Source organism: Streptomyces sp. ATLC9 (assembly GCF_057196705.1).
Map to the genome: position 1 here is coordinate 1 of NZ_JBXUOY010000136.1, position 13,705 is coordinate 13,705.

The window sequence follows — 13,705 nt, forward strand, 5'->3', positions numbered from 1 at the left end:
CCCCTCATCGGAGGGGCCGCCGAAAGGCGCGCCGTGCGACGGGCCGATCACCGGCCGCCGCCTGCCTGAAAGGCCTGTTACCGGGTCAGGCGTGGACGTGGCGGCGGTTGCCGCGGCCGGTCACGGCCCGGTAGACGGCCAGAACGATGACCGATCCGATGATGGCGGCGATCCAGGTGGAGAGATCGAAGAATCCGTCGATCGAGTCGACGCCGAATATCACCTTGCCGAGGAAGCCACCGAGAAGGCCGCCCACAATACCGATCAGCATCGTGACGAGGATGCCGCCCGGGTCCTTGCCCGGCATGAGGGCTTTGGCGATCGCTCCGGCGAGCAGACCGATGAGAATCCACGCGATGATGCCCATGTCTGGGTACCTCCTTGTCGTCTTCAGAGAACCGCATTGCCGTGAACTCGCCAGCCAAACAGGGGAGTTTTCCGGAACGCGGCGGAGGACGCGCGGAACAGGGCCTCCTTCGCACCGGCCGCTCGCCCGCCCGTACGGCACCGGCCGCGCGCCGGTGCCGCATCGGTCGTGCGACCGGTCAGGCCGCCTGCCGCACCTCGCGCGTACTCGGCCCGGCGTTTTCGCCGCCCGGCTCCGGTTCCGGGACACCCGCGGGCCGACGGGGTATGGCGAAGGCCACCAGCCCGCCCAGCGCGGTGACCGCCGCCCCGATCCACAGGGCGGGCCGCACGCCGTCCACGAACTCCTGCGGGGAGAGGTAGCCGCCGTGGGCCGCGAAGACCGTGCCCAGGACCGCCACTCCCAGGGTGCCACCGATCTCCCGGGCGGTGCTGTTGGCGCCGGAGGCCTTGCCGTGCTCCGTCTTGCGCACGGAGGACAGGACCACCGTGGCCGCGGGGGCGAAGGTCAGCCCCATGCCGACGCCCGCGAGGGCCATCGGCGCCACCAGGTGAGAGTAGGGGGTGTCGGTGGTGGCCACCAGGTTGATCCAGACCAGGCCGCCCGCCTGGAGCAGCAGGCCCATGCCCATGAGCCGGCCGCCGCCCACCCGTTCGGTGAGCATGCCCGCCAGCGGCGCCACGAACATCGGCATCAGGGTCCAGGAGAGGGTGAGCACACCGGCGTGCAGCGGGGTGCGGGGAGGCGCGATCTGCAGGTACTGCGCCAGCAGGAAGATGGAGCCGAAGACTCCGAAGTACATGGCGGCGGAGACGACGTTGGTGAGGGTGAAGGCGCGGACCCGGTAGAAGCGCAGCGGCAGCAGCGGGGCCTTGGTGCGCCGCTCCCAGAAGGCGAACAGCGCGAGCAGCGCCACGCCCGCGGCCAGGGCGAGCAGTACCCGGCCGTCGCTCCAGCCGCGGGTCTCGCCGTTGACGATGCCCCAGACCAGGGCGAGCAGCCCGGCGGTGACCAGCAGCATGCCCTCGACGTCGATGCGGGCCCGCTCACCGCGGCTCTCCTTGAGGACCAGCAGGGCCAGCGGTACCGCGACCAGCCCGACCGGCACGTTGATCCAGAAGATCCACTGCCAGTCGAGGCCTTCCACGACCGCACCGCCCACTACCGGGCCGAGCGCGACGGCGGTGCCGCTGACCGCGCTCCACAGCCCCACGGCCAGACCGCGCAGCCGGTCCGGCACGGCGGCGGACAGCAGGGTCAGCGACAGCGGCATGACCGCGGCGGCGCCCAGCCCCTGGAGGGCGCGGAAGGCGATGAGCTGGCCGCTGGTCTCGGACAGCCCGCAGCCGACGGAAGCCAGTGTGAAGACGACGATGCCCAGAACGAAGAACCGGCGGCGGCCGTAGCGGTCGCCCAGGCCCGCGCAGACCAGCAGGAAGCAGGCGAAGCCCAGGGTGTAGGCGTTGACGAACCACTGCAGGTCCTGGGTGCTCGCCGAGAGGTCCTGCTGGAGGGTCCGCAGCGCGGTGGAGACCACCAGGTTGTCCAGGGCGGTCATGAACATCGGCAGGGAGCAGGCGACGATCGCGAGCCACAGCGGCGTGCGCCCGGCGGCCGGCGCGGGTGGTGCGGCGGTGGACATGGGGTTCTCCCGTCAGGGTGGTCGGGCGGTGGGTGCGGGCGGGTCAGGACTTCCGGGCCCGTTCCTCGGCCAGTCGGGCCCGGGCGTCCTCCCAGGAGATGGGAAGCCGCTCGGCGGGGACGGTCCAGAAGACGAAGTGGGACTCGCGCATGGTGGGCCGCAGCCGCTTCATGATCGAGTTGTGGGGTTCGGCCTTGGCGTAGGCGTACAACGCCTCCCTGCTCTCCCAGGCCGAGAGGGTCCAGAAGACGCCGCGGCCGAGCTGGGCGATGAGCGAGGCCCCGAAGGCCCCGGGTGACCGGCGGACCTGACGCCAGGACACCAGGGAGAACCAGAAGAAGCGCGGGACGTGCCGCAGGGAGGCGACCTCCAGCCGGGAGGCCATGACGACCGCTTCGGCGGCGGGGTCGGCCGGGCTGATCGTGGTCCAGGGGAGCTTCGGCATGGCGCGGGATCCTTGACTCGCGGGCAGGGCGCGCGGGCGTCACCTGCGGGGTGGCGATAGTGACACTATCCACTATCGATAGTGGCACGTTACACTTTCCATGTCCACACGCGGTACGTGCCGCGCCCGCCGCAGAAATCGAGGAATCCCGTGAGGATGTCCGAGCTGAGCCGCCGCAGCGGCGTCCCCATTCCGACGATCAAGTTCTATCTGCGGGAAGGGCTGCTGCGGCCCGGCCGGGCGACCGCCAGCAACCAGGCGGAGTACGAGGAGGACCACCTGCGCCGGTTGCGCCTGGTCAGAGCGCTGACCACGCTCGGTGGCCTCTCGGTGGCCGCCACCAGGGAGGTCCTCGAAGCGGTCGGCGAGCCGCTCGGACGGTACAAGACCCTCGGCGTCACGCACTACGCCCTGCGGTCGCCGGTGACCGCGGAGCCGGACGGGAGAGACACGGAGGGGCAGGACGCCGCCGACGGCAGCACGGCCGAGGTGGAGCGGCTCGTCGAGCGGATGGGCTGGACCGTCACCGAGCAGTCGCCGCTGCGCGGAGCGCTGGCCACCGGGCTGCGGGCGCTGCGCGAGGTCGGCGCCGGCTACGGTGCCGACGAACTGGCCCCCTACGCCGAACTGGCCGCCGCCACCGCCCGGCTGGACCTGGACCAGCTCGCCGGGATCGAGGACCGCATCGACATCGCCGAACGTGCCCTGGTCCTGACCGTCCTGATGGAGCCGGTCCTGGCCACCCTGCGCCGGATGGCGCAGGAGAACGAGGCCGCGCGGCGGTACGCCGGTCAGGACGGCGACGGGGACGACCGGGACGGGGACGGCCAGGACGGGGATGGCCGGGACGGCGGCGCCGGCGGGTGAGTCACCGGCCGGCACCGGCCACCACCGTGCGCGGGTCGAGGTAGCGCGGCCGGGGGGCGGACCACGGACCGCACCCGTCGCCGTCCCGCCGCACCGCCACCGCCAGCCGGTGCCCGCCGGGCACCGACAGCAGGGCGAAGCGCCAGCGCGCGGCCGCCTCCGGCGGCACCGACGGGTCCTCCAGCACGACCTGGCCGTGAGTGTCCGGACCGAGCCGGAACCCGTCGAAGCGGTGCTGGAACCCCAGTCCCAGTGCCTTGGTGTATGCCTCCTTCAGCACCCACAGGTCGGTGAACGCCCGCGCCCGCCGTCCGGGGGGCAGCGCGGCCAGCAGCTCCCGCTCCGCGGGTGCCAGCCACCGCTGCCCGTACCGGAGTGCCGGCCCGGACACCTCCGCCCGCTCCACGTCCAGCCCGCACGGACCCTCCCGGCTCACCAGGCAGCCGATGAGGCCGGAGGTGTGGGAGACGCTGAACCGCACCCCGTGCGGACCGGGGTCCAGCTCGGGCCGGCCCAGCGCGCCGCGGACGAACCGCAGCGCGGCCGGGGGCCGGCCCAGCAGCTCCCCCAGCACCGTGCGGCACAGCAGCCGCGCGCCCAGGAAGCGCCGCCGCCCGGCCGGCGGGCGGAGCCGCTCCAGCCGGCGCCGCTCGTCGGCGCTGAGCAGTCCGGCGGCGTACCGGGCCGTCTCCGCGTCCACCGACTCCTCGGCCAGCAGCCACAGCTGTGTCCGCTGGTCCGCCCGGCCGGCCCCCTCCCCCGGCCGGGCCGTCCGTGCCTCTGTCACTCGGGCCCCGGCATGGAGGCTCGGACGGGAACGGGCCGGGCGGAGAACAGCCGTGGCGCGGTGTGCAGACCGCGCAGCACCTCCATCACCCGGTCCACGGTCTCCGGGTCGGTCACCGTCTCGGTGGGGTGGAACAGCCGCCACACCCTCTCCAGGGAGAGCAGCAGCACCGCGCCGTCGGGGAACCCGTCGCCGAACGCCCGGGACGAACCGGTGGCCAGCTGCACCGAGGCGGCGGCCGCGTGCAGGGCGCAGTAGCGCTCGGTCAGCCGGAACAGCTCGGCCGAGGACCCGTATCCGCGTCCCCGGGACCGCTTGAGCAGATCCAGTTCGGCCCGCAGCCGGGCGAACTCCCCCGACAGCCGTGCCGCCAGGTCCGCCGCGCGGCCCAGCCAGTCCCGCTGACGCTCGTCCTCGTGCCGGGCGGCCATCGCCCGCAGCCGTTCCACGGCCACCGGCAGCGAGACCACCGTGTCGTCGCGGCCGCGGCTGACCAGCAGCTGCCGGTGCGGTTCCCACACCGGCAGCGGGGCGTCCGCGTCGTACACCGCGAGCACGCGCTCCGCGGCCTCGGCACGGGACGCGTCGTCCGCCGAGACCGCCGCCGTCAGCAGTCCGTCGAGCTGGGCACCGACGCTCTTGAGGTTGACCACCGTGTTGCCGTCGACGAAGTGCACCGCCAGCAGGTCGCGCAGCATCTTCTGGTAGATGCCGTAGTGCGGGTGGTCGCGCAGGTACTGGCGGGCACCCAGCACCACCGACAGCTGTGCCATCGTGCGGTCCATCAGCGTGGGCACGAAGTACTTCACGACCGAGGAGAAGACGCTGGTCTGCTCCGGTATCACCTGCAGGGAGCGCACCGCCGCGGTGGAGACCGCGTCGGCCAGCATCACGTCGGCGAAGGACTCGGCGAGCTGGCGCCGCGAGTAGGGGATGTCGGCGACCTTCCGGCCGAAGATCGAGCGCTGCTCGGCGAAGTCCAGCGTCACCCGCAGCGCGGTGTCCACCGCGCCCAGCGCGATCGCGCAGATCACCGTGCGGGCCACCTGGGCTCCCTGGAGTGCCAGTTCGAGCCCCTGCCCCTCGGCTCCGATCCGGCACTCCTCGGGTACGAACACCCCCTCCAGCCGGATGCCGCTCATGTCGATGGCCCGCAGCCCGTGGAGGCGCTCGGCCGGCAGCGGCATCACCGAACCGGCCGGGCAGCGGCGCTTGTCCACCGCGAAGACCGACCATCCGCCCGGTCCGCCCCGCGGATCGGTGCGGGCCTGGACGCTGACCACGTCGGCCACCGTGGCGTTGCCGATCAGCCACTTCTCACCGGTCAGCACATAGCCGCCGGGGACCTTCTCGGCCCGCATCTCGTTGGCGAGGATGTCACTGCCGTGCTCGCGCTCGGTCAGCCCCCAGGCCATCCGCCCGCCGTGGTTGATCGCGTCGACCGCGGCGCGGCCCTGCTCGTCGGTGGCGGCGATCCAGGTCGGCATGAACGCCACGTTGGTGATCATCAGCGCGGTGGCGGTGGTCGGGTCCCGGCGGGCCACCAGCCGCACGAGCTGGAAGCCGGCCTCCACGTCGCCCGCCCGGCCGCCCCACCGCTCGGGCAGGCAGTAGAGGTGCAGGCCCCAGTCCTGCAGCAGACTCACCATCCGATGGGGGTACTGCTCACGCTCGTCGTGCTCCAGGATCCGGGCGAACGGCATCCGCGAGCGGTCGTCGTGCGGGTCGCCCAGGTGGTCCTCCAGCTCCCCGGCCAGAGAGGTGAGTTTGCTCGCGTTCATACCACTGCTCCTTCCAGGGGGCGGGTCATGCGGACGCTCCCGGCGCCGGCGCGGACGCGGGCCCGCCGTGTGCCAGGGGCAGGGCGGCGGCGGAGAACAGCCGGTCGGCCTCGTGCAGCGGCAGCACGGTGGCCAGGACCGCCTCCGCGTCCTCCTCCGGCAGCGGGGAGGAGCGGCCGGCGGCCCGGGCCGTCAGTACCGTCAGGGCGGCCGTGAGCCAGCCGGGGTCGCCCGCGGGCGCGTCGTACAGCCGGTGGTCGCGGTTGTGCCACCACAGCAGCAGGCAGCTCGCGGCGGCGTGCACCCAGCACAGCCGCGCGGCCAGGTCCTGGTCGCGCAGCGGGTCGGCGCCCCGGCGGGCGCGCAGGGCGTGCCCCAGCCAGGAAGCGGCCCGCTCCAGCCGGGTGACGGCCTGCGCGGCCCGCCGCTCGTCCGTCTTCTCCAGCGCCTCCCGGGCGCGGGCGGCCAGCGCCGGCACCGCGCCCAGGACCGGGTCCGCCCCGCGGTCGGACAGCGCCAGGCGGTCCAGGTCCGGCTCGGGCAGCGACTCGGACAGCGTGCACGTCCGGGCCAGGACGCCGGGGAGCCCGTCGGCCGCGTCCGGGCCCGCGCCCGTCACGGGCGGTGCGGCGGCCAGCCGGGCGAAGTGGGCGGCGACCAGGCGCAGGTTGGCGGTGGGGCTGGTGTCGATGTGGCGGACGACGGCGTTGTCCCTGCGCAGCGTGTCGAAGGCCGCGTACGGCCCGTCGCGCAGCACTCCGCGGCTGCCGAGCACGTCCGCGCAGCGCGCCAGCGCCTCCTCGCAGGTGTCGGTGAGCACCTTCTTCGCCACACTCGACCACAGGCTCTGGGCGGCGGGCAGGGTGTGCAGTCCGCGGGCGGTGGTCAGCGCCACCGCGTCCGCGGCCAGCAGCAGGGCCGCGGCGGTGGCCAGTTCGCGCCGGACGCCCGGGTGCGCCAGCGCCGCACGGCCGGCCGCGACGTGGGCGGCGGCGAAGTCCAGCGCCAGGCGCAGGCCGGTGTCGGCGCACCCCAGGTTGGCCGCCGTGCTCATGGTGCGGACCACCTGCATGGCCTTCATCGCGGTCTCCAGCCCCCGGCCCACACCGCCGACCAGTGCCTCGCGCGGCACGGTGAGGCCGTCGAAGCGGAAACCGGCCAGGTCGGCGCCGCGCATGCCCGTCGGACGGCGGGTGTCGCGGCGGGCCGCGGCGGCCTGTTCCCCGTCCAGCAGCAGCGCGGAGAAGGCGGCCGGGCCGCGTCCGCCGGTGCGGGCCACCACCAGCAGCCCGTCGCACCTCCCGCCGAGCCCGACCAGCCACTTCTCGCCGGTGAGCGCGTAGCCGCCGGGGACTTCCTCGGCCCGTGTGTCGTTGGCGAGCAGATCGCTGCCGTGGTCGGCCTCGGAGAGCGCGAAGCCGAGCGAGCCGCCCTCGCGCAGCAGGTCCACGACGTGCTCGCGCTGCCGCCGGGAGCCGGCGATCAGCACGCAGGTGGCCGCGGTGATGCCGAACATGGTGGCGGGCATGATCGCCGCGTCCCGGCGGGCGGCGGTCCTCACCAGCATCAGCGTGGCGTCCAGCGCCTCCAGTGTGCCGCCGAGGGCGGCCGGTACGAAGGCGGTGCGCAGCCTCGGCCCGGCCTGCGCGGCCAGGGCGGCGAATCCGAGCGGGTTGCGCGCGTCGCGCGGATCGCCCAGCTCCCGTTCCAGGGAGGTGGCGGCGGCGTACCGGGGCCACCGCTGCCCGTCGTCCGCCGTCATCGCCGGCCCCCTTCGGCTTCCGCGGCCGGCGCGGGCCGGTACTCGGCGCAGGAGCGCGGCAGCCGCACCCCGGCGAGGGCCAGCTGGTGCACCCGTGCGGTGTAGGCGGCGCCGCGCAGCAGGTGCCCGGCGACATCCGCCACCCGCCGGTTCTCCGGAGCCGCCAGGTAGGTGCCGCGCACCCAGGCGTTGAAGGCGCCCATGGCCGGCCCGCACCACACCTGGAAGTCGGCGGTGCGGTCCGCCTCGCCGGTCACCGCCCAGCGCGAGGCCATCCCCAGGTACCAGCGGAACAGCAGCGCCATCCGGCGGCGCGGTACGGCCGCCGCGCGCCGCAGCTGGTCGGGGTCGCGGCGGGCGAAGTACGCCTCGACCTCCTGCCAGACCTCCTCCACCGGGCGGCGGAAGACCTGCTTCTCCAGGCGGCGCAGTTCCTCCGGCGGAAGCGCCTCGATGCCGTCGTGGCGCTGGTACAGCTCGTACAGGCGCTTGGCGCGCATCGGGAACAGGGTGCCCTTCTTCAGCACCTGGAGTTCCACCCCGAGTTCGAACATGTCGGCGGCGGGTGCCATCTCGCAGTCGGCCAGTCCCGCCTCGGCCAGCATCCGCCGGGCGGGCTCGGAGGTGCCGGACTCCAGGCACGACTGGTGCACCGAGCCCACCACCACGTAGTCGGCTCCCATGGCGTAGGCGGCGGACGCCGCGTGCGGGGTGCCGATGCCGCCGCCCGCGCCGAGCCCGACCGGCACCGGGTAGCGCATCTCGCGCTGGACGGCGTCGCGCGTCTCCAGCAGCGCGGGGAAGAGCGCGGTCAGCGGGCGCCGGTCGGTGTGCCCGCCGGAGTCCGCCTCGGCGGTGATGTCGTCGGCCAGCGGCACGTACCGCGCCAGCTCCGCCTGTTCGGCGGTGATCAGCCCGCGGGCCAGCAGGTCGGCGGTGATCGCGGGCGGGGCGGGGCGCATGAACTTCTCGGCCACCTCCGGGCGCGAGACCTTGGCGATGAGCCGGTTGGCGGCCACCACCCGGCCGTCGCGGCCGCGGTGCAGCCCGGCCACCCGGTAGCGCACCACGTGCGGGGTGAGGTCCAGGTAGGCGGAGGCCTCCACGCACCGCACCCCGTGCCGGAGCAGCAGCTCCACCCCGTCGCGTTCCAGCGCGTCCTCGCTGGGGCTGTGGATGAGGTTGACCGCCCAGGGCAGGCCGGGGAGTTCGGCCGTGAAGCGACGCAGCGCGCGGTCGATGCGCTCGGGCAGCAGGCCGGCCGCGCCGAAGGAGCCCAGGCAGCCGGCGCGGGCGAGGGCGATCACCAGTTCCTCGGAGGCGATGCCGCCCGCCATGGCGCCGCCCAGGTAGGCCAGGCGGGTGCCGTGGCGCTCGCGGAAGGCGCGGGATCCCAGGCGCTCGGGCGGCAGCGGGCCGAGCGCGGCCAGGACCCGGGTGCCGGGGCCGGGGCGGGCGGTGGTGGCGCCGGGGCCGCTGCCGGTGCCGACGATGTAGCAGGGTTCCTCCAGCCGCCCCAGGACCTCCTGGACGCCGGCCGGATCGGTGCGGGGGGCCTGGGGGGCGGTACGGGCCTGGTGGTGGACGCCGCCCGTCGCGGGGGTGGTCATGCTCCGGTCTCCTTGTCCGTGTCGTCCTGGCCGTTCCGGCCGTCCTGCGGGGCGGTCCGTTCCGCGCGCGGGTCGGGGACCGCCTCCACCGCCACATCGGTGAGCTCGTAGATGCGCAGCCCCGGCTTCCAGACGGCTGCGTCGGCGATGACGACGAGGCGCCCGCCGTCCCGGCGGACCTCCTTGATGTGGGCCTCGAAGGTCATCTCGCCGTCGCCGCGCAGGATCTGGCCGCGGTATTTCCAGGCCATCGCGACGTCCAGGGGCACCCCGAACCGCAGCGGCCCCATGCCGTCGGCGAGCCCGGAGTCGATGACGTGGACCTGGAGCGCCTGGATGACCGCCTCCACGCCCAGCGAGCCGGGCATCACCGGGTCGCGGTGGAAGTGGCAGTCGAAGTACCAGTCGTCGTCGGCCACGGTGCGGCGGCCGAAGAGGTACCCCTGGCCGTGGGTGCCCCCGCCGTCCACCACGGTCACCTCGTCGACCATCCGCAGGTGGTCGTCGGCCAGGTGCAGCCCGGTACCGGGCCGGGGCCGGAACCAGCGGTCGTCGGAGCGGACGGCCATCGTCCGCTTCCGGTCCGGGTCGAGGCCGTCGCCCTCGGCCTCCAGCCACGGCGGGACGTACGCGCCGGAGTCCAGTCCGACCTGGTTGGAGAGCGCCTGCTCGGTGAAGTACCCGAAGAGCGACTCGCCCTCGTAGAACACCTCGTCGTCGGCGAGCAGCCGGTAGCGGAAGTTCTGGAGGGTCGCGCCGGGCACGGACTGGCTGGACAGCAGCTCCGACTCGTGGCGGATGGTCCTGCCGGCCAGTTCGGGGCGGCTCACGAAGCGGGCGCGGCCGTCCAGGTTACGGATGGCCAGCTCCTCGTCGGGGCTGGCCAGGGTGGCCCCCAGGTAGTAGCCGAGCAGGATGGCGGCCTGCAGGGAGGTCTCCATCACCACGCAGTTGGGGATCTCCGGCCCGCCGGTGTCCCGGTAGTACCAGGCCTCGGGCGGTGAGTCGTACTCGGTGGCCATGGTGGCGCCGGGGCGCAGCTCGCCGCGGGTGCCGTCCAGCCGCATGATGCGGTCCACGAACTGGAAGTCGCCGTTGGGGATGTAGGGGGCGCGCCGGTCTGCGTAGATCTCGAACTCCGTGCCCATCGCCGTGCCGAGGTCGCCCTTGGCGGCGTGGGCGAGGTGGAGTTCGTTGATGAAGGCCGCCTCGCCGCGCTCGTTGCGGCGTCCGAGGAAGGCCGGAAGACCGCCGGTCTCGGGCCGGTAGGGGGTGCCCGGCTTCTCCTGCACCCGCACCCCGAAGTTCCGCATGGCGACGATGGGCTTGTCGCCGTCGTAGACGGTGATGTCGGCGACGACGGTGGGCCGCGGCAGCATGGTCAGCTCGATGACCTCCACCTCGTAGCGGATCTCGCGGGTCCGCGGGGTGATCTGGCCGCGCACCTTGACCTCGGTCTCCAGACCGGGCACCGCCTGGAACTCGGCGTCGGGGAAGACCAGGTGCATCCCCAGGTACATGGCGTAGGTCTGCAGCAGCTGCACCCCGCCCTCGGCGATGAGGGAGCCGGCCAGCACCGGGTCGCCGGTGAAGTGGCAGGCGAAGTACCAGCCGTCGGGGTCCAGCCGCTTGACGGCGGTGAGCGCGCCGAGCCGGCGTGGCCCGCCGAGCCGGTCGAGAACCGGGATCTCGTCGATCATGCGCAGCATCTCGCCGGGCAGGCGCAGCGAGCGGTTGCAGCCGTCGGCGCTCTGGTCCCAGCGCGGGCCGAACACCTCCCCCGGGCGGCCGGCGGCCAGCAGTTCCAGGTCCTTTCCGGTCAGGGAGGTGCGGTCGGTGCGGGCCAGCGGCTTGAACCAGGACGGCTCCATCGCCTCGCGCCGCCGGCGGTCCGCGGCGCTGTCCACCACGCCGAGGGAGTCGGCGAGTTCGGCGGGGGTGAAGAACCCGGCACAGGCGTCCAGGAGTTCCAGGATCAGCTCGCCGTCGGCGTAGCAGCGGTAGTTGAAGAAGAACAGCAGGTTGTCGCCGTTCCACACGAAGCGGTCGATGCGGATGTCGTAGCGCAGCGTCTGGCCCTCGCGGGGCAGGCCGCCGTGGAAGACCAGACGGCTGTCCAGCAGCCGGTAGACGCGCTCGCCGCGGGTGCGGAAGTCGATGCCCAGGTAGGCGATCAGCAGCATGTCGCACTGGCCGGCCTCGATGGTCACCGCGCACGGGACCAGACCGTCCACCGTGTACCAGGCGCCGACCGGGACGTCGTACTCGGTGGTGATCTCGGCGGGCTCGAAGCGGCCCGTCTCGCCGGTGATCCTGGTGACCCGGCTGACGAAGAGGTAGGGCGGCTCGGGCAGGCGGCAGCGGCGCGGGTAGGTGTCGACCTCGGCGAAGGCCGGGCCGAAGACCGGTGCGACCCGGCCGCGCGCGAACTCCAGCAGGTCCTGCTCGTCCCACAGCACGGTCTTCTCCCGCACCGCGGGCACCGCGGGCACCACGGGCACGGCGGGGGCGGCGGCCTCCAGGGCCCGCAGCGCGTTCTCGGCGAGCGCGTCCTGCGCGCGCAGCGCGGCGCGGTGCGCCCGGGCGACGGTCGTCGCCATCGCCCGCAGCGGGGGCGCGGCGGGACGGGCCAGGGCCGCCGGGCGGTACCGCTGGGGAGCGGAGCGCGGCAGCGGCTCGGGCAGGTGGACGAACGGCTCCTCCTCGATGACGATCCGCTCCGCGGCGGGGTCGGGGGCGGGGGCGGGCTCCGGGATGGAGGGCGCCGTCGCCTGGGATGCGGGCGGCATGGCCGGGGTCACCTCACTGGGCTGGGTTTCCGGGACGGGCTGGGTTTCCGGGGCGGACCGGTCGCCCGGAGCGGCCGGTGGGCGACCGGAGCGCTCGGGCAGTACCTCGGGCGGATCGGGGGTGAGGACGGCGGCCGCCGCCCGTGCCGTCCGGTCGGCGATCGGCTCGCCGCCGCACGGCACGGAGAGCACCGGCCCGGCCTGGGCCGCCGCCGGCGGCGGTGTCAGTTCCTCCAGGGCGACGGGCAGGCCGTGGGCGACCAGCCGGGCCAGGGCCTGGGCGAGCGCGACGGCGGACCCGGCGCCGCGACGGTCCACCGAGACCGCCACGTGGTCGCGCCCCTTGAGCGTCTCGCCGATCCACCGGGTGCAGGTGGCGCCCGGACCCACCTCCACGAAGTAGCGGTAGCCGCGCTCGTGGGCGGTCTCGGCGAGCCGGGCGAAGTCGATGGTGCTGCGCAGGGTGACCGCGATGCGGCGGGCGATCTGTTCCCGGTCGGTGGTGTCCACCCGGTCGTAGTCGTAGGCGGACAGCAGTTCCAGACCGGGGTCCGGCGTGCCGAGCGGGTAGTCGTTGAGCGCGGCCAGCGCGTCGAGTTCGGGGTCGACGACCGGGCAGTGCATGACGTGGTTGGCGGGCGCCTTGGCGGCCTGGCAGCCCACCTTCGCGATCACCTGGGCGACCTGTTCCGGGTCGCCGGCGATCACCACCTCGCGCGGGGTGTTGACATGGGTGAGGAAGACCCGCTCCAGGCCGGCCATGGCCGGACGCACCGCGTCCGGGCCGGCCAGCAGCACCCGGGTCGCCCACACCTTCCCGTCCGGCACGGAACCGGGGATGTCCCAGGCCTCGCGGACGCGCAGCTTCGGGCCGCGCAGCCGGTCGCGGAAGAGCGGAGTGGCCGCCAGCGCCGCGTCGTCCCGCGCGGAGTCGGCCCACACCCCGCCGGCGAAGAGCATGCTGGACTCGCCCAGGCTGTAGCCGAAGCCGCCGTCGGGACGCAGGCCCAGTACGTCGCGCAGCAGCCGGGTGTGCAGCACCGCGAAGTTGGTGCCCGCGGCGAGCATCACGGGGATGTCGTCGATCAGGCGTTCCTCGTGGCGCATCAGGTCCCGGCGGCCGAGCGGGCCCCGGGCACGGGGGTGGAGCGCACGGTGCTTGAGCCGCCGGGCGGGGTGGTCGGCCTCCTTCTCGAAGCCGTCCAGAAGGCCGGGGAAGAGGCGGAAGAGGTCACGGCCGGCCCCGGGATAGGTGGTGAACGCGCCGGGGTAGACGAAGGCGACCTTCCCGCCCGGACCCAGTGGGCGCGCGGTGCAGTAGCTTCCGGAGGGCGTGGACCACTCGCCGCCCTCGGCGATGACGCGCGGCAGGTCGCGTTCGGCGGCGGCCAGTTCACCGGCGAGCCGGCCCGCGTCGGTGGCCACCAGGACGGCGGTGTGGCGGGCGCGGCGGGCGGACAGTTCCCGTACCGCCCGGTGGGTAACCGCCCGCGGTCCGCGCTCGGCGAGTTCGGTGGCGGCCTCACGGGCCGCGGCGGCCAGTGCGGGGCCGTCGTCCGCGGTGAGCGGCAGCAGCAGCACGCCGGGGCCGTCGTGCCAGTCGGCGGCCGGCCGTGCGGGGCCGGTGCCCTGCGGTGTGCCGCGCAGCACCACGT

The 13,705-nt window shown here is 74.3% G+C and carries 9 protein-coding genes; 1 reads left to right on the forward strand and 8 read right to left on the reverse strand.

The genetic code is table 11. The annotated features are described in order from the left end of the window. Positions 1–85: 85 nt before the first annotated feature. The 3 genes from AC2CJA_RS15430 to AC2CJA_RS15440 all read right to left on the reverse strand — a co-directional run bounded on the left by AC2CJA_RS15430 (position 86) and on the right by AC2CJA_RS15440 (position 2,454). The gene (locus AC2CJA_RS15430) at positions 86–367 is read right to left on the reverse strand and encodes a GlsB/YeaQ/YmgE family stress response membrane protein (protein ID WP_093850170.1); all 282 of its coding nucleotides are present in this window, start codon (positions 365–367) and stop codon (positions 86–88) included. Between the two features lie 178 nt (positions 368–545). Then, on the reverse strand, positions 546–2,009 hold the full coding sequence (locus AC2CJA_RS15435) for an MFS transporter (protein ID WP_484603279.1): 1,464 nt from the start codon (positions 2,007–2,009) through the stop codon (positions 546–548). Between the two features lie 43 nt (positions 2,010–2,052). Next, positions 2,053–2,454 (reverse strand): DUF3291 domain-containing protein, encoded by a 402-nt coding sequence (locus AC2CJA_RS15440; protein ID WP_484603280.1) that lies wholly within the window; start codon positions 2,452–2,454, stop codon positions 2,053–2,055. Positions 2,455–2,610: 156 nt separating this feature from the next. On the opposite strand from AC2CJA_RS15440, the gene AC2CJA_RS15445 reads away from it, so the two are divergent. Continuing rightward, positions 2,611–3,321: a MerR family transcriptional regulator gene (locus tag AC2CJA_RS15445; RefSeq protein ID WP_484603281.1), complete on the forward strand. Its 711-nt coding sequence runs from the start codon at positions 2,611–2,613 to the stop codon at positions 3,319–3,321. A gap of 1 nt (position 3,322) precedes the next feature. Here AC2CJA_RS15445 and AC2CJA_RS15450 read toward each other — a convergent pair whose 3' ends face one another. The 5 genes from AC2CJA_RS15450 to AC2CJA_RS15470 form a co-directional block, all read right to left on the reverse strand. Next, the gene (locus AC2CJA_RS15450) at positions 3,323–4,108 is read right to left on the reverse strand and encodes a 4'-phosphopantetheinyl transferase family protein (protein ID WP_484603282.1); all 786 of its coding nucleotides are present in this window, start codon (positions 4,106–4,108) and stop codon (positions 3,323–3,325) included. Next, complete coding sequence (locus tag AC2CJA_RS15455; RefSeq protein WP_484603283.1) at positions 4,105–5,889, reverse strand: acyl-CoA dehydrogenase family protein; 1,785 nt, start codon at positions 5,887–5,889, stop codon at positions 4,105–4,107. Before AC2CJA_RS15455 ends, AC2CJA_RS15450 begins: the two co-directional genes overlap by 4 nt. Positions 5,890–5,914: 25 nt before the next feature. Then, positions 5,915–7,651 carry an acyl-CoA dehydrogenase family protein gene (locus AC2CJA_RS15460; RefSeq protein WP_484603284.1) on the reverse strand — a complete coding sequence of 579 codons (1,737 nt, stop codon included), beginning with the start codon at positions 7,649–7,651 and terminating at the stop codon, positions 5,915–5,917. After that, positions 7,648–9,261: a PfaD family polyunsaturated fatty acid/polyketide biosynthesis protein gene (locus AC2CJA_RS15465; protein ID WP_484603285.1), complete on the reverse strand. Its 1,614-nt coding sequence runs from the start codon at positions 9,259–9,261 to the stop codon at positions 7,648–7,650. The genes AC2CJA_RS15460 and AC2CJA_RS15465 overlap by 4 nt, the downstream gene beginning before the upstream one ends. After that, a partial coding sequence (locus tag AC2CJA_RS15470) for an acyltransferase domain-containing protein (RefSeq protein WP_484603286.1) occupies positions 9,258–13,705 on the reverse strand: 4,448 nt, incomplete at its 5' end. The genes AC2CJA_RS15470 and AC2CJA_RS15465, both read right to left, overlap by 4 nt.

What these genes read in the sequence shown, in the direction of transcription:
- AC2CJA_RS15435 (WP_484603279.1), bottom strand. Translation starts at nt 2,009, where the DNA reads ATGTCCACCGCCGCACCACCCGCGCCGGCCGCCGGGCGCACGCCGCTG.
- AC2CJA_RS15440 (WP_484603280.1), bottom strand. Translation starts at nt 2,454, where the DNA reads ATGCCGAAGCTCCCCTGGACCACGATCAGCCCGGCCGACCCCGCCGCC.
- AC2CJA_RS15445 (WP_484603281.1), top strand. Translation starts at nt 2,611, where the DNA reads ATGTCCGAGCTGAGCCGCCGCAGCGGCGTCCCCATTCCGACGATCAAG.
- AC2CJA_RS15455 (WP_484603283.1), bottom strand. Translation starts at nt 5,889, where the DNA reads ATGAACGCGAGCAAACTCACCTCTCTGGCCGGGGAGCTGGAGGACCAC.
- AC2CJA_RS15465 (WP_484603285.1), bottom strand. Translation starts at nt 9,261, where the DNA reads ATGACCACCCCCGCGACGGGCGGCGTCCACCACCAGGCCCGTACCGCC.
- AC2CJA_RS15430 (WP_093850170.1), bottom strand. Translation starts at nt 367, where the DNA reads ATGGGCATCATCGCGTGGATTCTCATCGGTCTGCTCGCCGGAGCGATC.
- AC2CJA_RS15460 (WP_484603284.1), bottom strand. Translation starts at nt 7,651, where the DNA reads ATGACGGCGGACGACGGGCAGCGGTGGCCCCGGTACGCCGCCGCCACC.